The organism is Nocardiopsis sp. NPDC055551 (assembly GCF_053619415.1).
This window is the reverse complement of record NZ_JBSHJJ010000009.1, coordinates 95,939-116,684: the sequence shown is the minus strand read 5'-3', so window position 1 is coordinate 116,684 and position 20,746 is coordinate 95,939. Positions and strand designations below refer to the sequence as shown.

20 protein-coding genes are annotated in these 20,746 nt (G+C 68.7%); 13 read left to right on the top strand and 7 right to left on the bottom strand.

The features are described 5' to 3' along the window. Positions 1-95: 95 nt before the first annotated feature. From ACWGSK_RS17405 to ACWGSK_RS17365, 9 genes are all read left to right on the top strand, one after another. Positions 96-2,981 (top strand): DUF4040 family protein, encoded by a 2,886-nt coding sequence (locus ACWGSK_RS17405; protein ID WP_358509803.1) that lies wholly within the window; start codon positions 96-98, stop codon positions 2,979-2,981. Further along, positions 2,978-3,286: a sodium:proton antiporter gene (locus ACWGSK_RS17400; protein ID WP_087098612.1), complete on the top strand. Its 309-nt coding sequence runs from the start codon at positions 2,978-2,980 to the stop codon at positions 3,284-3,286. The genes ACWGSK_RS17405 and ACWGSK_RS17400 overlap by 4 nt, the downstream gene beginning before the upstream one ends. Further along, positions 3,283-4,800, top strand: coding sequence for a monovalent cation/H+ antiporter subunit D family protein (locus ACWGSK_RS17395; RefSeq protein WP_358509805.1), 1,518 nt, complete (start codon positions 3,283-3,285; stop codon positions 4,798-4,800). Before ACWGSK_RS17400 ends, ACWGSK_RS17395 begins: the two co-directional genes overlap by 4 nt. Then, positions 4,797-5,174, top strand: coding sequence for a Na+/H+ antiporter subunit E (locus tag ACWGSK_RS17390; RefSeq protein WP_358509807.1), 378 nt, complete (start codon positions 4,797-4,799; stop codon positions 5,172-5,174). Before ACWGSK_RS17395 ends, ACWGSK_RS17390 begins: the two co-directional genes overlap by 4 nt. Further along, complete coding sequence (locus tag ACWGSK_RS17385) at positions 5,174-5,431, top strand: monovalent cation/H+ antiporter complex subunit F (RefSeq protein ID WP_358509809.1); 258 nt, start codon at positions 5,174-5,176, stop codon at positions 5,429-5,431. Before ACWGSK_RS17390 ends, ACWGSK_RS17385 begins: the two co-directional genes overlap by 1 nt. After that, positions 5,428-5,784 carry a monovalent cation/H(+) antiporter subunit G gene (gene mnhG, locus ACWGSK_RS17380; RefSeq protein ID WP_452456248.1) on the top strand — a complete coding sequence of 119 codons (357 nt, stop codon included), beginning with the start codon at positions 5,428-5,430 and terminating at the stop codon, positions 5,782-5,784. Before ACWGSK_RS17385 ends, mnhG begins: the two co-directional genes overlap by 4 nt. 299 nt (positions 5,785-6,083) lie before the next feature. Beyond that, entirely contained in the window at positions 6,084-6,287 is a 204-nt protein-coding gene (locus ACWGSK_RS17375; protein WP_304073583.1) for a cold-shock protein, read from the top strand. Positions 6,288-6,525: 238 nt separating this feature from the next. Then, a complete protein-coding gene (locus tag ACWGSK_RS17370; protein ID WP_358509814.1) occupies positions 6,526-8,019 on the top strand; it encodes a DEAD/DEAH box helicase in 1,494 nt (497 codons plus the stop codon). A gap of 177 nt (positions 8,020-8,196) precedes the next feature. Further along, positions 8,197-9,417 carry an MFS transporter gene (locus tag ACWGSK_RS17365; protein ID WP_452456247.1) on the top strand — a complete coding sequence of 407 codons (1,221 nt, stop codon included), beginning with the start codon at positions 8,197-8,199 and terminating at the stop codon, positions 9,415-9,417. Between the two features lie 171 nt (positions 9,418-9,588). Here ACWGSK_RS17365 and ACWGSK_RS17360 read toward each other — a convergent pair whose 3' ends face one another. After that, positions 9,589-11,151 (bottom strand): SLC13 family permease, encoded by a 1,563-nt coding sequence (locus tag ACWGSK_RS17360; RefSeq protein WP_452456246.1) that lies wholly within the window; start codon positions 11,149-11,151, stop codon positions 9,589-9,591. Positions 11,152-11,405: 254 nt separating this feature from the next. Between ACWGSK_RS17360 and ACWGSK_RS17355 the strand changes: the two genes are divergently transcribed. Next, on the top strand, positions 11,406-12,356 hold the full coding sequence (locus ACWGSK_RS17355; RefSeq protein WP_358509823.1) for a TAXI family TRAP transporter solute-binding subunit: 951 nt from the start codon (positions 11,406-11,408) through the stop codon (positions 12,354-12,356). A 14-nt stretch (positions 12,357-12,370) separates the two neighbouring features. On the opposite strand, the gene ACWGSK_RS17350 is transcribed toward ACWGSK_RS17355, so the two are convergent. The 4 genes from ACWGSK_RS17350 to ACWGSK_RS17335 form a co-directional block, all read right to left on the bottom strand. Beyond that, complete coding sequence (locus ACWGSK_RS17350) at positions 12,371-13,798, bottom strand: ATP-binding protein (RefSeq protein ID WP_452456245.1); 1,428 nt, start codon at positions 13,796-13,798, stop codon at positions 12,371-12,373. 3 nt (positions 13,799-13,801) lie between these two features. Beyond that, a complete protein-coding gene (locus tag ACWGSK_RS17345; protein ID WP_452456244.1) occupies positions 13,802-14,470 on the bottom strand; it encodes a response regulator transcription factor in 669 nt (222 codons plus the stop codon). A gap of 301 nt (positions 14,471-14,771) precedes the next feature. Then, entirely contained in the window at positions 14,772-15,218 is a 447-nt protein-coding gene (locus ACWGSK_RS17340; protein ID WP_358509831.1) for a DoxX family protein, read from the bottom strand. A 190-nt stretch (positions 15,219-15,408) separates the two neighbouring features. Then, on the bottom strand, positions 15,409-15,915 hold the full coding sequence (locus tag ACWGSK_RS17335; RefSeq protein ID WP_452456243.1) for a MarR family winged helix-turn-helix transcriptional regulator: 507 nt from the start codon (positions 15,913-15,915) through the stop codon (positions 15,409-15,411). Between the two features lie 423 nt (positions 15,916-16,338). On the opposite strand from ACWGSK_RS17335, the gene ACWGSK_RS17330 reads away from it, so the two are divergent. Together ACWGSK_RS17330 and ACWGSK_RS17325 are read left to right on the top strand one after the other, a co-directional pair. Then, positions 16,339-16,911, top strand: a complete 573-nt coding sequence (locus tag ACWGSK_RS17330) for an NADAR family protein (protein ID WP_452456242.1) — start codon at positions 16,339-16,341, stop codon at positions 16,909-16,911. A gap of 246 nt (positions 16,912-17,157) precedes the next feature. Further along, positions 17,158-17,400: a hypothetical protein gene (locus ACWGSK_RS17325; protein WP_452456241.1), complete on the top strand. Its 243-nt coding sequence runs from the start codon at positions 17,158-17,160 to the stop codon at positions 17,398-17,400. A gap of 23 nt (positions 17,401-17,423) precedes the next feature. Here ACWGSK_RS17325 and ACWGSK_RS17320 read toward each other — a convergent pair whose 3' ends face one another. Together ACWGSK_RS17320 and ACWGSK_RS17315 are read right to left on the bottom strand one after the other, a co-directional pair. Further along, a complete protein-coding gene (locus ACWGSK_RS17320; RefSeq protein ID WP_452456240.1) occupies positions 17,424-18,893 on the bottom strand; it encodes a glycoside hydrolase family 3 C-terminal domain-containing protein in 1,470 nt (489 codons plus the stop codon). Positions 18,894-18,924: 31 nt separating this feature from the next. Beyond that, entirely contained in the window at positions 18,925-19,878 is a 954-nt protein-coding gene (locus tag ACWGSK_RS17315; protein ID WP_452456239.1) for a glycoside hydrolase family 3 protein, read from the bottom strand. 169 nt (positions 19,879-20,047) lie between these two features. Between ACWGSK_RS17315 and ACWGSK_RS17310 the strand changes: the two genes are divergently transcribed. Beyond that, positions 20,048-20,728 carry a TetR/AcrR family transcriptional regulator gene (locus ACWGSK_RS17310; RefSeq protein ID WP_358509846.1) on the top strand — a complete coding sequence of 227 codons (681 nt, stop codon included), beginning with the start codon at positions 20,048-20,050 and terminating at the stop codon, positions 20,726-20,728. Positions 20,729-20,746: the final 18 nt, after the last annotated feature.

Below are 20,746 nucleotides of genomic sequence, written 5' to 3'. Positions count from 1 at the left end.
ACCCCCGTGACCCATCTTCCGCTCCGTCACACCGTGTTCGTCTCCCGGGTCTCTCCGGCCACGCGCACGGTGATCAGCCGTGAAAGGACAGTGGCGTGGTGCTGCTGCTTCTCCTCATCGTGCTCGCCGTGACCGTCGCGAGCACACCTTTACTGAACCGCTTGCTGGGCCGAAACGCGGGTTGGCCCATCGCCACCGTGTTCCTCGCCCTGACCGTGGTGGTCGCCCTACAGGCACCTCAGGTGTTGGGTGAGAGCGCCCCCTTGGAGTACACCCGGCCTTGGATGCCGAGCCTGGGAGTCGACCTGCACCTGCGCATGGACGGCCTGAGCTGGCTGTTCACCATGCTAGTGACCGGTATCGGAACCCTGATCATGGCCTACTCCACCCGGTACTTCCCCCCTGGGCGCAGACTCGGCTTCTACTGCCTGATGAGCGTGTTCGCGTTCGCGATGACCGGTCTGGTCCTGGCCGACGACGTCGTGTTGCTCTTCGTCTTCTGGGAGCTCACCACGATCGCGTCGTTCTACCTGATCGGTCTCTCCGGACTCACCGCCGATCGACCGGCGATCCGCACCTTCCTTCTCACCGCGATGGGTGGGATGGCCCTGTTGGGCGCCGTCGCTCTCCTGGTCATACGTACAGGGACGACCCAGCTGAGCGCGATCCTGGCCGATCCCTCCTGGACCCAGGACAAGGTGTTCGTCTCCGTGGTGGCGCTGCTGGTGATGGTGGCGGTGTTCACCAAGTCGGCCCAGTTCCCGTTCCATTACTGGCTGCCGGACGCCATGGCCGCGAGCACCCCGGTCAGCGCCTACCTGCACGCCGCCGCCATGGTCAAGGCCGGCATCTACCTGGCGATGCGGTTCACCCCGGCGTTCGCGGACGTGTTCCTGTGGAACGCGCTGCTCATCACCGCCGGGCTGACCACCGCCCTGATCGGCGCGTTCTTCGCGATCCAGCAGAACGACCTCAAGCGCCTGGCCGCCTTCTCCACGGTCAGCCAACTGGGGCTGCTGGTCGCGGTGATCGGGGTGGGCACCCCGGAGGCCTTGGTCGCCGCGTCGGTGCACACCGTGGCCCACGCCCTGTTCAAATCGGCCCTGTTCATGGTGGTCGGCCTGGTCGACCATCAGACCGGCACACGCGACATTCGCAGGCTGGGGGGCCTACGCCACCGGATGCCGGTCACGGCGACGATCGCCACGCTGTCCGCCCTGTCCATGGCGGGCATCCCGCCCCTGCTCGGTTTCATCAGCAAGGAGAACCTGTTCGAAGCGTTCCTGCACGCCCCCGGTCCGGGCTGGTTCGGCCCGCTCGCCGGAGTGGTCGCTGTGGGCGCTTCGGTGTTCACGTTCGCCTACTCCTTCCGGTTCGTCTACCGCACCTTCTTCGGTGCTTCCCGAAGCGAAGAGGGAACCAGGGAGGCCACGGCCGGTGAGGCCCGGATCGGCTTTTGGACCCCCGCCATCATCGCCGCGTTCGGCGGCGTGCTGCTGGGTCTGACCGTCCCGGTCCTGGACCCACTGGTCAACACGGTGGCGGCCGACACCACACACACGGTGGTCGACACCCACCTGGTGCTGTGGCACGGCTTCAACGCCGCACTGTTCATGTCGATGGCGGCGGTCGGCCTGGGCGCCTTGGTGGCCTGGAGGTCCCGTGCCGGTGACGCCATGGCCGGACGCGACCTCGTTCCGTTCACCGGGGTAGGGATCTTCGAAGCCCTCTACGGTGGAATCATCCGCGCGGGAAGGCGAGTGGGCGATCTGACACGGTCCGACTCCCCCGCCTTCCACCTGGGCACACCGATGATCGTCATCATCGGGCTGACCTGCGTGATTTCCGTGGTGGGCCTGGAGCTCCCCCCGGTGGCCGGGCAGACCGCGCTCGGTCTCGACTGGTTGTTGGTGGGCCTGATGGCCGTCGCCGTCGGCTCCGCCGTCGTCACCCGGTCCCGAATGGCGGGCCTGGCGCTGGTGGGTGTCGCCGGTTTCACCACCGCCCTGTGGCTGTTCTTCCTCGGCGCCTTCGACGTCGCCCTCACCCAGTTGCTGGTGGAGATCCTGACGGTGGTCGTGGCGGTCCTGGTCCTGCGCCGGCTGCCCCGTCGCTTCCACTCGGTGAAGCGTCGCCGAACCGTACTGACCGCGGCCATCGCGATCGGCGCCGGCCTGTGCGCCGGAGTGGCCGCCTTCGCGCTCACCGGACGCCGTGAACTGTCCCCGGCCGCCGATTACTTCCTCGGCAACGCGCCCGAGGACACCGGCGGCACGAACGTGGTCAACACCATCCTCGTGGACTACCGGGCCCTGGACACCCTCGGCGAACTCACCGTCCTGGGTGTGGCCGGGCTGGTCATCATCGCGGTGCTGCGCTCCAGCGACCTGCTGCCCACCCACGGCTCGCGTCAAATCATCGTCGGCGCGACCAACGCGGCCTACGATCCGGCCGACAACACGGTGCTCATGCGCACTGTCGGTAGATTCCTCATGCCGTTGTTGGTCCTGTGGTCCCTTTACCTGCTGTTCCGTGGCCACAACGAACCGGGCGGTGGTTTCATCGCCGGTCTGGTCGGTGGCGCCGGGTTCGCCCTCGCCTACCTGGCCGCACCCAGCGACCGGGACGCGCGCATCCGTCTGGCCTATCCCGCGATCATCGGGGTCGGTGTCCTGGTCGCGGCGCTCTCGGGTGTCCTGGGCTTCGTGGACGGTTCCTTCCTCAAGCCACTGCACGCGGACATCCCGCTGGCCTGGGGCGGTCACTTCCACTTCACGACGGCGTTCGTCTTCGACATCGGTGTCTACCTGGCCGTCGTGGGGGTTCTGCTCACCGCCCTCAACGAACTCGGCCTGGAGCGGGGGTCCGACACGAGCGAGAGTCAGGAAGACCCTCCGACATCACAGGAGGGCGAGAAGCCGGTGAACGACACGAACGGCGCCTCCACCATGGACGGCGCCACCACCGGAGGTAAGCGATGACCCTCGCCATCACCATAGCCATCATGGTCGCCGGCGGTGTCTACCTGATGCTTCAGCGCGGCATGGTGCGCATCGTCCTCGGCCTGATCCTGGTCGGGCACGCGGTCAACCTGCTGATCATGTCGGCGGGCGGGGTGTTCCGCAGGGACCTGCCCCTGTTGCAGTTCGGCACCGCCCTCACGGCGGCCGACCCACTCCCCCAGGCGTTCGTGTTGACCGCGATCGTCATCGCCTTCTCCATCGCGATCTACATGCTCACCCTCGCCGCCTCCGGTAGCGACGACGACACGGAGGGGAACTCATGATCCCTGTGTTGCTTCCCCTCTTCGTAGCGGTCCCGCTGATCGGGGCGGGACTGCTCATCGTGGTACGCGGTCCGCTCTGGTTGCGTCGCGTCCTGCTGCTGGCTCCGAGCACCGCGGGAACGCTGGGCGGCGGTGGGCTGATCTGGCTCACCCGAGACGGCACGGTGTTCGCGCACAACGTGGGTCTGTGGCAGGACGGGATCGCCATCCCGTTCGTCGCCGACGTGTTCAGCGCACTGATGTTGTGGACGACGTCCTTGCTGGCGCTGGTGTGCTCCATGTTCGCGGTGGCCACCGGGGACGACCGGCAGTCCTTCTTCTCCCCGCTGGTGCTGGTGCTCACCGCCGGCGTGTCCGGCGCACTGCTCACCGGCGACATCTTCAACATGTTCGTGTTCATCGAGGTCATGTTGCTGCCCTCGTACGGGCTGTTGGCGATGCTGGGGGCCTTGGGCAGGCTGAAGGCCGGACGCATCTACGTCACCGTCAACCTATTGACGTCCACGATTTTCCTGGCCGGCGTGGCCCTGGTCTACGCCGTCGCCGGAACCGTACACCTGGGCGAGCTCGCCGGAGCGGCCAAGGAGTCGCCGTTGGTGGCGGTCGGCATGGGTGTGGTCATCCTCGCACTGGCGATCAAGGCCGCGGTCGTCCCCGTGCACGGCTGGTTGGCCCGTACCTATCCGGCGGCCTCCCCCGCGATCACGGCCCTGTTCTCCGGGCTGCACACAAAGGTCGCCATCTACGCGATCTACCGTCTGTACGCGGTGGTCTTCGACGGCGACTCCCGGTTCCTGTGGATCGGGGTGGTGGCCTTCACCCTCACCATGGTCATCGGTGTCATGGGAGCGGTCGGTGAGAACACCACCCGCTCCATCCTGGTCTTCCACATGATCAGTCAGATCGGGTACATCCTGCTGGGCGTGGCCCTGTTCACCGAGCTGGGCCTGATGGCGGGCATCTTCTACCTGATCCACCACATGATCGTGAAGGCGTCCCTGTTCCTGTCCACGGGGGCCATCGAGCACACTCACGGAACCGGCGCGTTGGACCGACTCGGCGGCGTCGCCAGACGCCAACCCCTCATCGGATTGGTGTTCATGGGAGCGGCCTTGTCCTTGGCGGGCCTCCCACCGTTCTCGGGGTTCGTCGCCAAGCTTTCCCTGATCCTGGCCGCCGTCGAGGATCAGCAGTGGACCGTGACGGCCGTGATGATCGCGGTCAGCCTCATCACGTTGATGTCCATGCTCAAGATCTGGGGTGGTGTGTTCTGGGGCAAGGAACCCTCCTCCTCGGAGGAAGACGTTCCGATGACCGCCGGGGCCAACGGGGGTTCCGTCCAGACGGTGACGAGGCCGAAGATCCGAATGACACTGATCCTTCCCGGCCTGGTGCTGACCGCGACCACCCTGTGTATCGGACTCGGCGCCGAGTTCCTGCTCGACCTGAGCGCGCAGGCCGCCGCGAACCTCTTGGACACGTCCACCTACGTCGAGGCGGTGCTGGGACGATGAACCACCTGAAGTGGGCGCTTCGGCTGCTCTGGTTCCCTTTCTACGCCGGGGGTGAGATCACCAAGACCTCCTTCCAGGTCATGTGGGACATCGTCACTCCTGGCAGTGCGTCGACACCCGCCTTCGTGGAGGTCCCGATCCGTGGCCGAACCGACTTCGAGGTGACGATGTTGGCCAATCTGATCTCCCTGACCCCGGGCACCGTCACGGTGGCCGTACGACACGAACCCTCCACCCTGTGGGTGCACGGGTTGTACGTGCAGGACCGCGAGTCCTTCCGCGAGGACATCCGTGCCATGGAGGACAGAATCCTCGCGGTCACCCGACCGCCCCGGTCCGCGGAATCGATCACCGCCGAGGGAGGAACCCGCTGATGCACGTCATCGACATCGGTCTGGCCGCGATCGTGGTGGCGATGGTCATCGCCACCTACCGCATTCTCACCGGTCCCTCCGCGGCCGACCGTGGCGCCGCCACCGACGTCATCTTCTTCGGGTTCGTCGGTCTGGTGGCCATGTTGGGCTTTCGCCTGGACACCGCACTGGTCGTGGACATCGTGCTGGTCTGCTCACTGGTCGGGTTCTTGGCCGCACTCTCCATGGCCCGACTGATCACCGGAGGCAAGCGATGAACGTGCTGTACCCGCTCGGAGTCGTCTGCATGATCGCGGGAGCCGTGGTGTTCCTGGTCGGTGCGGTCGGCCTGCTCCGACTCCGGGACTTCTACGCGCGGCTGAGCGGTGTCACCATCGCCGGGGCCCTGGGCACGGCGCTCCTGCTGCTCGGGCTCCTCTTGCACTACCCGACCGTGGAGAACACCATCAAGATCGGCCTCGCCCTGTTGATCCAGCTGTCGACCGCAGCGGTGGGCGGCAACGCCATCGCGCGTGCCGGCTACCTGACCGGGGTGGCACCGGTTGAGGACACGAAGTTCGACGACCTGTCCACAGCGACCACCGAAGGCCGAGACGAGGGCGCACCCTAGCCGGTCTCGGCAACACCGGAGCGAGCGGGTCCCGTCCTTGAGGGGAAGGCGGGGCCCGGCCGTATGAGCGCACGCAGACCCCCCGGCCAACAACGCCTTCACCCGATCCGATACCAGGGTTTTCGATGCGTTACAACACATCGGATCTTTCGGCCCCCCGCACAAACCGTGTGCTAGGTTGATCGAAGTTGCAGTAGTGACCCCGCATAAAGCTCCATCTTTTTCGGGCGCTCACCGCGGTGACGGGAAAATCGTCAAATCGCGGTTTTCTTCATGCTCCCGAACGAGAGGCACAATCTATGGCCACCGGTACCGTCAAGTGGTTCAACGGCGAAAAGGGCTTCGGCTTCATCGAGCAGGACGGCGGCGGCCCCGACGTCTTCGCCCACTACTCCGCCATCCAGGCCAACGGCTACCGCGAGCTCGCGGAAGGCCAGGCCGTCCAGTTCGACGTCACCCAGGGTGCCAAGGGCCTGCAGGCCGACAACATCACCCTGGTCTGAGAGAGCTGAGGCTCTTTCCATAGCAGGGGCCCGCCCTCAGGGCGCTGGGCCTCTGCCTTTCTTCTTTTCGGACCGGTTTTCTCGCCGTCGCGTCTCGACCGGCACCGGCCATCAACCACGCCCCGGATTCTCCGTGTGGGCAGTGGATCTCGCAGTATTATCCCGGCGCCGCCGGTGCTCAGCGTCGAGGTCGCAGCGACCTCCACGCCCGGCACGGGTCGTCGGTGGAAGGTTTACCTTGAACCACACGTCCCGTACCAACACCCGACGCCCCCGTCCCTCCGGGGAGTACGGCCGCAGGCGCCCTCGTAGCTCCTTCGGTGGCGGCCCCCGTCAGGGCGGCAACCGAGAAGGCGGCCGAGGCCGTTTCGACGGCGGACGCTCCTCCGGTGAGTTCGCCCTCCCCACCACGGTCACTCCCGGGCTCGACCCGGTAGAGGCCTTCCAGGACCTGGACATGCCCGACCCGCTGAAGTCGATGCTGACGCGCCAGGGCCTGACCACTCCGTCGGCGATCCAGGCGGCCACCCTGCCGAACTCGCTGGCGGGCCGCGACGTCTTGGGCCGCAGCCAGACCGGGTCGGGCAAGACGCTGGCCTTCGGGCTGTCCCTGCTCGCCCGTCTCGACGGTCGCAAGGCCGAGTCGCGGCACCCCCTCGCGGTGGTGCTCGCCCCGACCCGTGAGCTCGCCCAGCAGGTCACCGACTCGCTCACCCCGTACGCCCGTTCGGTGCGGGTGCGCATGGCCACCGTGGTGGGCGGCATGCCCATCCACCGCCAGGCGCGCTCCCTGCACCAGGGCGTGGAACTCGTCGTCGCCACCCCGGGTCGTCTGCGCGACCTGATGGAGCGCGGCGACTGCGTCTTGGACCAGGTGGAGGCCACCGTCCTGGACGAGGCCGACCAGATGACCGACATGGGCTTCATGCCGCAGGTCACCGCGATCCTCGAAGAGGCCCCCGCCGGCGGTCAGTGCCTGCTGTTCTCGGCGACCCTGGACCGCAACGTGGACCGTCTGGTCCGCCGCTTCCTCAACGACCCGGTGGTGCACTCGGTCGACCCCTCCGAGGGCACCGTCACCACGATGGAGCACCACCTCCTGCACGTGTCCCCCGCGGACAAGCAGGCCACGGCGACCCGCATCGCCGCCCGTGACGGACGGGTCATCATGTTCCTGGACACCAAGCACGCCGTGGACCGGATGGCCCAGTACCTGCTGGACAACGGCGTCCGGGCCGCGCCCCTGCACGGCGGCCGTTCCCAGCCCCAGCGCACCCGCACCCTCAAGCAGTTCAAGGAGGGCACGGTCACCGCGCTGATCGCCACCAACGTCGCCGCGCGCGGCATCCACGTGGACGACCTCGACCTGGTGGTCAACGTGGACCCGCCCACCGACCACAAGGACTACCTGCACCGTGGCGGCCGTACCGCCCGTGCCGGCGAGTCCGGCAACGTGGTCACCCTGGTGCTGCCGAGCCAGCGTCGCGGCATGGCCCGCATGATGTACCAGGCGCGTGTCGACGCCCAGGTCTCGCAGGTGCACCCCGAGGACCCGGAGCTCGCCCGCATCACCGGTGCCCGTGAGCCCTCCGGTGAGCCGGTGACCCTGCCCCGTGGCCGCGAGGACAACCCTCGTCGTGGCCCGCGCGGTGGGGGCTACGGCGGCGGTGGCTACAACGGTGGGCGCAACCGTCGCCCGCGTCGCCCCTCGGCGAGCCGCGGCCGGGACTGACGTACCGGCCCGCGTACGCGAACACATGAGGACCCCGTCCCGTCCAGGTCACCCGACCCGGACGGGGCGGGGTTCTTCGTCATGGTCCCTTCCCGGTCGGGAGCGTAGGCGCTAGCCTGCCCTGGACGTCGTCATCCGCTCATCGGATGCCTCAACCCGCACCCCCAGCGAGGCTCCATGCACTCCAGCACCACCGCCCGCACCGGAGCCCAGGGCGCGCTGGTCCTCGCAGCCCTCTTCCTCGTCGCCGCCTGTCTGCGCCCGGCCCTGACCTCGGTCGGTTCGGTCCTGGGGCAGATCGGCGACACCACGGGGTTGTCCGGCTCCGCGTTGGGGCTGTTGGGAGCGCTTCCGCTCCTCGGCTTCGCCGTCGTCTCACCCTTGGTCCACGGGCCGGCGTCCCGCTGGGGCGTGGACCGGGTGGTGCTGGTGGCGATGGTGGTGCTGTGCGCGGGGATCGTCCTGCGTTCCCTGCCGCCGCTGCCCGCCCTGTGGATCGGCACCGCGTTGATCGGCGCCTCGGTGGCGGTCGGCAACGTGCTGGTACCCGCCATCATCCGGCGGGACCAACCCTCCCGGATCTCCCTGTTGACCGGGGTCAACACCTCCGTGATGAACGCGTCGGCCGCCCTGGCCGCCGGCCTCGCCGTGCCGTTGTCGCTGCTGTTGGGGAGCTGGCGACCGGCGCTGGGCCTGTGGGCGGGCCTGGCGGCGGTGGCCGTCCTGGTGTGGGCGGTGCGGATGCGCCGGGTACCCGGGCCCGAAGTGGTCGGGGCCGTCGGCACCACCCACGGGGAAGCCGAACGGTCGGTGTGGACCTCCGCCAAGGCCTGGCAGGTCACCGTCTTCATGGGGTTGCAGTCCACCACCTACTTCACCCTCATGAACTGGCTGCCCACCGTGGAGGCCTCTCGGGGCGTCGCTCCCACCACTGCCGGCTGGCACCTGTTCGGCTTCCAACTGGCGGGCATCGTGGCGGGCCTGGCCATCACCACGCTGATGGGGCGTCGGGCCGAGCAGCGTCCGGCCTGCCTGGTGGTGAGCGTGGCCATGGTGGTGGCCATGGCCGGACTGGTGTGGGCGCCCGGGTGGGGGCTGCTGTGGGTCCTGCTGGCGGGGGCGAGCACGGGTGGCGCTATCGTGGTGGCGCTGGCGCTCATCGCGCTCCGTGGAGGCACGCACGGAAGGACCATCCGCCTGTCCGGGATGGCGCAGTCCATGGGCTACCTGTTGGCCGCCGGCGGCCCCGTGGCCGCGGGCACGCTCGGACAGGCCATGGGCGTATGGGAACCGGTGCTGTTGCTGGTGGGCGCCCTCGCACTGGCGCAGGTGGGCGTTTCCCTGTTGGCCGGTCGCCCCGAGCGAAGCCCTCGGGCACGGGAACACACCGACCGCTGAGGGCACGGAGAGCCGAGGGCATGGGGAAGGGCGCCCCCGCCGGTCCCCGTCGAACGGTGACGGTACCGGTGGGGGCGCCCCTGGGAGTGCCGGGTGGTGTCCGGGAGAGGAGGAAACACCACCCGGGGAAGGACCGCCCGCTCTCTGCTTCGAACGATCCGTGGTCGACGGCTACAGCGAGATGCCCAGTGCCCAGGTCATCAGGCCGTACATGGTGCCGAGGATGAGGAACAGGGCCACGAGGTTGAGCCAGACGCCGCCCTTGATCATCTCGCCGATCTTGACGTAGCCCGAACCGAAGGCGATCGCGTTCGGCGGGGTCGCCACCGGGAGCATGAAGGCCATGGTGGCGGCGAGCGCGACCGGGACCACCAGGGCGAGGACGTCGATGTCCATACCCATGGCCACGCCGCCCATGATCGGCAGGAACGTCGCCGCCGTCGCGGTGTTACTGGTGAGCTCGGTGAGGAACAGGACCAGCGCGCTGACCGCCAGGATCAGCACCCAGGTGGGCACCCCGGACAGGAAGGAGACCTGGGCTCCGACCCAGGCGCTCAACCCGGAGTCGGTGAACTGGGCGGAGATCGCCAGCCCGCCACCGAAGAGGAGCAGCACGCCCCAGGGCAGCTTGACCGCCGTCTCCCAGTCCATCAGCGGGGTCTTGCGGTCCACGGGGATCAGGAAGAGCAGGACCGCGACGGTCATCGCGACGCCCGCGTCCGTGACGTTACCGAGCCAGGGAGCCACGGCGGCGACCGGACCCAGGTCGGCGATCATCGGGACGAAGATCCAGGACAGGGCCGCGAAGGCGAACACCGCCAGGACGAGCTTCTCACCACGGGACATGGCGCCCATCTTGGTGAGTTCCTCGCGGATCATCTCCTGGGCTCCCTCGACCTTCTTCACCCCCGGCTTGAAGAGGCGGGTCAGGACGAACCAGGCGATCAGCATGAAGACCGCGGCCAGTGGCACACCGGCCATCATCCACTGGCCGAAGCCGATGTTGATGTCGTGAGCGTCGGCGAGGTAGCCGACCATCAGGACGTTGGGCGGGGTGCCGATCAGGGTGGCGACCGAGCCGATGGACGAGGAGTAGGCGATACCCAGCATCAGGGCGGTGGCGAAGTTCGCGTCCGTACGTCCACCACGGAACTGGGCGATCAGTGCGATGACGGAGAGGCCGACCGGAAGCATCATCACGGCGGTGGCGGTGTTGGACACCCACATGGTGATGAAACCGGTGGCGATCATGAAGCCGCCGACCAGGCCGACCGTGTTGGAGCCGACCTTGGAGACGATCGTCAGGGCGATGCGCTTGTGCAGGTTCCACTTCTGCATCGCCAGGGCCAGCATGAAGCCGCCCATGAACAGGAAGATCGTGTCGGAGCCGTACGCGGAGGCCACGTCCCCGACCTCCGCGCCCTCCACCATCAGCGGGAAGAGCACCAAGGGCAGCAGGGAGGTCACCGGGATCGGCAGGGCCTCGGTGGCCCACCAGATGGCGATCCAGACGGTGACTGCGGCGACGACCGAACCGTTGACGGACATGACCTCTTCGGTCTCGCCGTCACCCAGCGGCAGTGGCATCTCCGGCATCACGAGGAAAACCAGGAGACCGAGCAGGGGACCGAGAACGAGTCCGATGACACGACCGCGGGTCATCCCCTGCGAGGATTTCTCCTCGGGTTTGACCGGCGTTGTGTCGGGGGTATCGACGCCCTTCTGGGTCGCCATGGGTTCCTCCTCCATTGAGCGCCGGATGTGTACGGCACCCTTCTTCGGAGGGCTGCTCGCGGGTTGCCGCGAGTTTGCCTCCGGGTTACGTCTTGACTCAATAGATAGTCAGTTCACAAAGGGGTGTGTGCAACGCAACTCACTATTTCTTTGGATTCCTCTGACATTGGGCGACGTTGGGTATAAACCGTGGGACACGGAGTGAGGTGGGGTGACCCCCTGACCCCACACTCGACCCCGTCTAAGCTGCGGGTATGCGATCGTCCGGACCGACCAGACGGGCCGCCCTGTTGGGCGGTCTCGGTGCCCTCTCCATCGCGGCCGTGAGCGGCTGCGCGAGCGACCCCGCACCGGAACTCGGTCGGATCGTCGTCGCGACCGGCCCCCCTGGAGCCGTCTACCGCGAGATCGGCGCCGCCCTCGCGCGACTGTTGGACGAACACCTGCCCGACCAAGAGCTCGTCACCGTCGAGACGGGCGCCTCCCACGACAACCTGCGCATGTTGGCCGAGGACGAGGCCCACCTCGGCCTCGCCAACCTCGACTCGGTGCTCGCCACCGACATCACCACGGAAGGATCCGCGATCAGCGCGGTGGGCAGGCTCTTCGACAGCTTCGTCCACCTGGCCGTGCGCGAGGACTCCCCCGTGCGGTCGCTCTCCGACATCGAGGGGATGCGGGTCTCCCTGGGCACCGTCAACTCCGGCACCGAGTTCACCGCCGCGCAGATCCTGGAGGTCACCGGGGTGCGGCCCGAGGAGGTACGACTCGACCAGGCCGAATCCGCCGCGGCCCTCGACGCCGGGGACATCGACGCGATGTTCTCCCTGACGGGACTCCCCACCCCCGCGATCGCCGACCTCGCCGAGGAACGAGCCCTGCGGCTGGTCGATCTGGCCGACACCGCCGACGCGATGGTCGGCGTGTACCCGGAGTCGTACTTTTCCGCGACCATCCCCGCCACCACCTACAGCGGCATCCCCGCCTGCCCCACCATGTCCATCCCCAACCTGCTGCTGTGCCGCCGGGACCTGCCGGACGAACTCGTTCGACGGATCACCGAAACCGTGTACACCGGCGCCGCACGCCTGGCCGAACAGCGCCCGGAAGCCGCACAGATCAACGTGCGCACCGGGATCTCCACCGGCATCGTGCCCCTGCACCCCGGGGCCGAGCAGTGGTACCGGGAGAACAAGCCCGCGTAGTACCGGGCCCCACCTCAGGGCCGGGGAGGCTCATCGTCATCGGATTCCTTCGGGGGGTCGGCCGGTGGCAGGACGATGACCACCCCGAGCCCATGGCGCCCGTCCTCGGCCAGTCCGTCACCCAGGACGAGCCGTCCACCGGACTCCCGAACCAGGTCGGCGACGATCGCCAGCCCCAACCCCGTCCCCTCGATGTTCTGGTGGCTGGGAGAGCGCCAGAACCGGCCGAGGGCGGCCTCACGCTCCTCCTCCGGCAACCCCGTGCCGTTGTCGAACACCCCGATCCGTACCTCCTCGCCGTCGTCGGCACGGATCTCGATCCGGTCGCCGCCGGAGAGCCGCATGGCGTTGCTGAACAGCTCGTCGAGGATGCTGCCCAGGCCGCCCGCAGGAGCCTGCGCCCACACCTGTTCGGGCAGGTCGGTGACGACCTCGATCCCGCGCGACTCCCCCAGGGCGCGCCACCTGGGGACCCGGGTCTCGACCAGGGCCGTCAACTCCACCGCCTCGCTGCCGGTGACGCTCTCCAACCGGGTGGCGGCCAGCAGCGAATTGAGCATCCGATGCATCATCGTGGTCTCGTCGATCGCCACGGCGTGCGCCTCCGCCGCGTCCTCCCCCTTCAGGTAGGGCGCCAGGTTCTCCACCGACAACCGCAGACTCGCCAGAGGGTTGCGCAGCTGGTGGGAGGCCTCCGAGACGAACGCGCGCTGCCGTTCCAGGGCCCGACGCACCACGTCGACCATGGTGTTGAAGGAATCGGTGAGCCTGCGCAGCTCGGGTGGGCCGCGTTCGGCGTCCACGTGCACGTCCAGGTCGCCCGCGGTCACCGCGGTGGTGGCCTCGTCCAGCCGATGGACGGGTTGCAGCACCCACCAGGACAGCGGCAACGAGGCCGCCACCAACAGGGCCAGCGGAATCAGGCTGAGCAGGGTCATCCACCCCCACGCGGTGAGGATGTCGGCACCCAGGCCATCGGTGGAGGAGACCAGCACCACGGCACCGGCGACCTCGCTGTCACGACCGATCGGTTCGGCCACCACCAGCGGATCGGAACTCCACGGCCATACCGTGGTCGGTGGCTCCGGACGTTCTCCGGCCAGGGCCGCGGTGATCCCCGCCCCCATGTCCACGTCCGCGACCAGGGCTCGCATCCGCTCACGGTCTCCGGACCCGGTCACGACCTCCCCGTCGGGGGCGACCACGACCGTCGGGATCCCGTAGAGCTGCTCGTATCGGGACATCTCCTGGGCCAGGGCGTTGTCCCGGTCGGTCTCCAGCGCGGTGCGCGCGAGCGCCGCGAAACGACCGGCGTCCCCCAGCCGGTCGACGTACACCTCCTGGGTCTGCTGTTGGGCGATCACCGCACCCAGAGGCGCGACAACGGCTCCGACCAGTACGAACGCCACCGGCAACAGGATCGTCAGCAGACGCCTGAGCATGGGTCAGCCCCCGTCGAGCACGTAGCCGACCCCGCGCACCGTACGGATGTGCACGGCGTCCCCCACCTTGTTTCGCAACGAAGCGATGTGGGTGTCCAGGGTTCGAGAGGAGGCCTCCCAAGCTGCGCCCCACACCTGGTCCAGGATCTGGTCCCGGGCCACCACGTTCGGCGCACGGGCGACCAGCAGGCGTAGGAGATCGAACTCCTTACGCGTCAGTTGCAGGGGTTCGCCGCCGAGTTCGGCCTCCCTGGAGTCGACATCGATGACCAGGTCACCGACCCGCAGCGGCGGGTTCTCGGGCTCGGGTTCGGCCCGCGCCGACCGGGTGCGTCGTAGTACCGCGTCGATGCGCGCGAGGAGTTCGGCCACCCCGAAGGGTTTCACCACGTAGTCGTCGGCCCCGGCTCGCAGGCCCCGCACCCGGTCACGTTCCTCGCTGCGCGCGGTCACCGCGATGATCGCGGTCTGGGGGCGCCGGCGCAGGCGGCGCAGGAGGTCGATCCCGTCGGCGTCGGGAAGTCCGAGGTCGAGCAGGACGACGTCCGCGGCCGGCGCCGTGAGCGCCCGCTCCGCGGTGGCCACCCGTTGGACGTCGAAGGAGGCGGAGCGCAGCGCGGTCACCAGCCCGCGTGCCACCCGGTCATCGTCCTCGACCACGAGAATACGCATGGCTAGCCATAGTAGGCAGTGTTCACGACGGGCGGCCCCACTCCACGCCCTCACCCCCACCGAGGTTCCCGCAGCGGGATGTACGGAGCGGCCTCCCGCACCCTCCGCCCGACACCGGGAACCTCGTATCCCGGCCCCCGAAACCACTCCGCGGTCTGCTCCAAAGAAGCATCGACTCTCCACCCACCGATCAGCGGGGTACCGCACGAGGCTAGAAGAGAAAGCCCTTCGGGAGAATGGATCCGAGGAAACAACAACGGCCGCCCAGCATCGTTGGTGGGCGGCCGTGTCGAAAGGAGGATCAGGCGGCGTGCACCGCGGACCTGTCCTCCGAGCGGACACGGCGGCGACCCCACGGCATCACGCTGTCGACGGCGAAGCGGCCACCGGCGAAGCCCAGGGCCAGCGCGGCGGCGGCCATGACGAGAGGCAATTCGAAGCCGCCGACCAGCGGGTCTCCGACGTGGGCGAAGAAGTAGGCGCCGCCCATCATGAGGGCGAGCAGCACCCCGGCGACGGGCAGGGCGAACCCGACGATGAGCGCCACCCCGGCGCCGACCTCGATGCCCACGCCCAGCAGGGCGGCGAACTGCGGGAAGGGGATGCCCATCGCCTCGAAACCGCCGGCGGTGCCCTGGAGGTCGGTGGCCTTGGGCAGCCCGTGGGCGATGAAGACGACACCGACGACGACGCGAGCGATCAGGGCGGTCAGGTCGCTGATCATGGTTTTGGGTGTCTGTTCGGTCATGGTGCGTTCCTGTTCTGTGAGCGGGTGTCCCGGTGGTCGGGGTCGGCGTCCGGTTCCAACACTTGAGACCACAACCTTTTTCCGGGAAACAACAGGATAATGCGTATCCGCTCGCGTACATAGCGTGCCGGGCGGAGAAGTTACGATCCCCACACGACCGCCCTGCTCAGGATGGATAACAGAATCCGGCTCAGTTCCGGACTCCAGGCCCCTTCGGGTCCGGGTACCGCGGCTGCTCGTCGTGGGGGTCCAACGAACCCAACATCGCCTCGGAGATCTCGCGCAGCTGTCCGACCTGCTCCCGGGTGAGCGTGTCGAACACCAGGCGTCGCACCTCTTGGACGTGCCCGGCGGCCGCCTCGCGCAGCGTCTCCATCCCCTTGTCGGTGAGTTCGACGAGGGTCGTGCGCCGGTCCCCCGGACGCTTGAAGCGGCGGATCATCTCCTCCGCCTCCAGGCGCGCCGCCGCATGCGACAACCTGCTGGGCGAGGAGCGCAGCAGGCGGGCCAGACGCGTCATCGTCAGTTCCCGCTTCGGGGCCTCGGAGAGCATCGCCAGGATCTGGTAGTAGGCGTGCGGCATCCCGGAATCATGCCTGAGCTGACGATCCAGGGCCCCGTCCAGCAGGTGCACGGCCATGAGGAAGATGCGCCAGGTCCGCTGCTCGTCATCATCGAGCCACCGTGTCTCGGTCATCGGACCCGAACCCTCCGAACCACTCGAACACTCGATCACGTCGCCGGCCGCCGACCGAGCCCACTGGTCTGGTCCGAATCGAGGCGATCCCCATCGTCCCGGCACATGGGGGGACGCTCCTCTCGACCTCGGATCCGCGGCCGCTCACACCCCGCCGACCTATGGTTTCGGGGCTTTCCGCAACGCTACTACGCCGTAACGTACGCCGGCCCGAGCACGCGCGAACCCGTCCCGCTCGTACGGGAACCAGTGACCGGTACAGGTGCCTCGGCCCGCCGACGGCCGCGCACTCTCGGGTTTCGGCACAAGTCCGCCGAGTGGCCGATTCGCCCCCGATCGGATGGGCGTCTTCCCAGCGCACAAAGCCATCAAACACACGAAAAGGTCTACCGACCTCGGCCCGGTTCTGCGAGACTCCCCAACATGACGGGCACACACAACCCTGCCGACGCGAGGACCGTGGAGGATCTGCTCCGCATCGACGGACGGATCAAGTACGTGCACTTCTGGGGCCATGAGCCATCACCGGATGGGCTCACGGCCACCTGCCTCTCCCAATGGTGGCCGGCCGACTTCACCGTCGACGGCGTCACCTACCGCACCGCCGAGCACTTCATGATGGCCGAGAAGGCGCGACTCTTCGGTGACACCGAGGCCGCCGAACGGATCGTCGCCGCCGAACACCCCAAGCGGGCCAAGGAGATCGGACGCGAGGTCGGGGACTTCGACGAGGAGACCTGGGAGCGCGAACGCTTCGGGATCGTCGTCCGAGGCAACCTCGCCAAGTTCGGTCAGAACGAGGACCTGCTGGAGTATCTCCTGGGCACGAAGGAACGGGTCCTGGTCGAGGCCAGCCCCCGCGACCGCGTGTGGGGGATCGGGATGGGACGGGAGAACGAGAACGCCGAACGTCCCAAGTACTGGCGCGGACGCAACCTGCTGGGCTTCGCGCTGATGGAGACCCGTGCCCGACTGACCGCCGAACAAGCCGCCTGACCCATCGCCATTCGCCCACGCGGGGCCCGGAGGGACCACCTCCGGGCCCGTTTCGTCCCTTAGGCCCCATCCCGATCGGCTGTTCTCCCCGATTTCACCCCGGGTCCGGCCGATCACCCTCCTCGGCCCTGTCCACCGGCGTAGAGTCCGCACACGCGAACATCACGGTGCCCCGGCACCACGGCGTGTCGACCGTCCCCGGGCCACCGTCCTCGCCTCGTCCAGGACCACACCCAGGGGATTCCCATGGCCTATTACCGAATCCAACTCAACGACGGCACCAGTCACACCCTCCAGGCGGTACGCATGCGAACCGACGCCGGCAGCTTCTACTTGGAGGAGCGCGAGGCGGGCGACTGGCGCGAGGTCTTCAGCAACCCCATCACCGAGGTCGAGCGCGTCCAGCGCCGGTTCACCGAGAACGACGGCACCTGGACCTGGCTCCAGGAACGGCTGCCCGCCCCCGTGGGCGGCGTGCGCGCCTGGTGATCCCACGGCGGCCCGGTACCGAATCAGCGCACCTTGAAGGCGAGACGGTGCGCGATGGCGCGACTGGAGGAGCCCACCGCCAGGTGATAGACCCCCTCCGGGGTGCGCCGTGCGTGCTCGACGGGGTCCCAGATCGCGAGGGCGCGCGGTGGGACGTCGAGGTCGACCGTGACGGTCCGGCCCGGCGCGACGCGCACCGAGGCGAAGGCCGCCAGGGAACGTAGAGGGCGCGGGATTCCGGCCTCGGTGGGCGGTTCCAGGTAGACCTGCACGACGTGGTGTCCGGGACGCCGACCCGTGTTGGTGAGGGTGACGGTGACCGTGGGCGCATCGGTGACCAGGCCGTCGTTACCCGGGGTGGTCCCCGGCGTGGACAGTGCCGCGTCGTCGATCCGCCAGGTGGTGTAGCCCAGACCGAACCCGAACGGGCGGTGCGGTTCGATCCCGTCCCGGTCGTAGGCGCGGTGACCGACGAAGACCCCCTCGGCGTAGTCGTGGATCCCGTCGACGGGACGGGTGTCCAGGATGGGCACGTCGTCGTGGTCGCGCGGCAGGGTCCAGGGCAGCCGGCCGGTGGGTTCGGCACGGCCGGTGAGGGTGTCGGCGAGGGCGTGGCCGTACTCCTGGCCCCCGAACCAGGACCACAGGACGGCGGGCACCTGGTCGAGCCAGGGCAGGAGGACGGGCGCGCCGGCGTTGACCACCACCACGGTGTTCGGGTTGGCGGCGTAGACCCGTCGGACGAGTTCGTCCTGGCCGCCCGGCAGGTCGAGGGTGGGGCGGTCGTAGCCCTCGGACTCGACCTCGTCGTTGGTGCCGACCACGACGATGGCGACGTCGGCCGTTTCCGCGACGCGGACGGCCTCCTGAATCTCCTCCTCCACGGTGGGGCCGGGCGACGCGTGGCGAACCTGGACGATGACACCACGGCCGAACCCGCCGAAGTCCCCGACCTCCATGTCGACGTCGATCGACACGGTGCGGGGCTCGGACCCTTCGGGGACCTCGATCTCCACCCTGGGCCCATCGGGGTGGGCGTGCCGCGATTGGAGGATGTCGTCGACGGAGGCGCGTCGGTCGCTCTCGGAGACGGTCTCGTCGTCGACGCGGATGGTGTGCGCGCCCACGGCCGCGACCTCGATCCGGTGGGTCCCGGGCTCGGCGAGGGTGAGGGTGGCGAGGAACCCGGCCCGTTCCGCGCTCTCCTGAACGTGGATGTGGAATGCGCCGCCCGGCACCTCGGGGGCGTCGATGGCCTCGCCGTGTCCGTCGTAGAGGGTGAGGTCGGCCTCGGTCAGGTGTTCGGTGGCGACGATCGGAAGGAGACGTCGGGGATCGCCGCCGCGGACGAGAGTGACCTCGACGTGTTCGGGCAGCACCTCCCGTAGCCCTTCCGCCGGGTCGACCAGGTACCCGGTGTTGACGTGGGCGCTACCGCCGCCCTGGGTGTGTGCGTCCACGGCGTTGGGCCCGATGAGGGCCACCGTCCGCACGGAGTCCGGCAGGGGAAGGACGTCGCCCTCGTTACGGAGCAGGACGTGGCCGCGTGAGCCGACCTCCCGCAGGATGACGCGTTCGTCCTCGCCCGGCCACGGCCGAGGTGGTGTCCCGATCGAGTCTGCCGACCCGTTCGGCCAGGCGGAGCAGTCGGACCACCTTGTCGTCGACGACGGACTCCTCGACCTCACCGGCACGGACCGCGTCCACCAGCGCTCGGCCCCAGGGGCCGTCGGGGCCCGGCATGACGATGTCGAGTCCGGCGTCGGCGGAGCGGGCGCCGCTCCGAGTGGCGGCCCAGTCGCTGAACACGACGCCGTCGAATCCGAGCTCGTCCTTGAGGAGGTCGGTGAGCAACCGGCGGTGCTCGGTCATGGTGGACGATTCGACCTCGTCGTCGACGCCGTTGTAGGCGGCCATGACGGTCCAGGCGCCGGCGGTGATCGCGGCTTCGAAGGGTGGAAGGTAGACCTCGCGAAGGGTCCGCTCGTCGATGCGGGAAACGTAACCGGTGCGTTCTTGTTCGGTCTCGTTGCCGATGAAGTGCTTGGGACAGGTGCCCACGCCCTGCCCCTGGACGGCGCGGACGAAGGCCGCGCCGAGTTCGGCGGTCAGGTGGGGGTCTTCGGAGAGACATTCGAAGTGGCGTCCACCCGCCGGGGATCGTTGCAGGTTGAGCACCGGGGCCAGGATCACGTCGACGTCCTTGCGGCGGGCCTCGGCGGCGAAGAAGCGGCCCACGCGTTCCATGAGTTCGGTGTCCCAGGCCGCGGCGACCGCCGTGGGACCGGGCAGGCTCGCGGAGTGCTCGTCCTGGGTCACCTCGGTCCCGCGTACCCCGGCGGGACCGTCGGAGACGGTGATCGGGAGCAGGCCGATCTCGGCGGCGGCGTGCAGGACCCAGCCGGTCCGGCCGGTGAGCAGGCGCGCCTTGTCCTCCAGGGACAGGCGGCCCACGCGCTGGTGAAGGTCTGCGGTCATGAGCCCCTAGCCCCCTGATCCACGTCTCGTAAAGCGAGACATTACTTACTTAATGTTCATTCAGCAAGAGGGGCGGGGAACATCGATAGCGTGGACGGGATCGGGCCCCCGAACCCCCCGGCCATCGGCCCGAAGTACCCCCGCGGTACGAGGAAGTGGAGAGCGGACCATGAGCGAGACGACCCCCACCGGCACGCCTTCGCCCGGGGGCGATCCGCCCTCACCGGTCCCGCGCAAACGGGTCAATCGTCGCGAGCGGATCCTGCGCACCGCGGCCGAGGTATTCGCCGCGCAGGGGTTCAACAACACGTCGCTGGCCGACATCGCGGCGACCCTCGACATCACCCCCGCGGGGGTCCTGCACCATTTCGGCTCCAAGACCGAACTGCTCACCGCGGTGCTGGAGCTGCGCGACACCAACGACCCCGCGCCCTCCGGCGCGGGCATGCTGGACCACCTGGTCACCACCGCCGAGCGCAACGCCGCGCGCCCCGGCACGACCCGGCTCTACGCGGTGCTCTCCGCCGAGAGCGCCACCGCCCGACATCCCGCCCAGGACTGGTTCCGAGACCGGTACACCGTACTGCGTCGGGAGGTGGAGGAGGCGGTCCTGGACCGGATCGGCCCGGAGCACCGCGAGATGGCGAACACCCCCGGACCCGATGGTCACACCCCCGCCCACTCCGCGGCCACCGCGATCCTGGCCGCGATGGACGGCCTTCAGGTGCAGTGGTTGCTGGACCCGGAGTCGGTGGACATGGCCACGGTCACCGAGCTGGTGATCGATGCCCTGGTCGCCCGGTTGCGCACGACGGAGGGCGGGGGGCCTTCGGGGCCCGTCCAGACCTGAACGCACTCGACGGCCTCG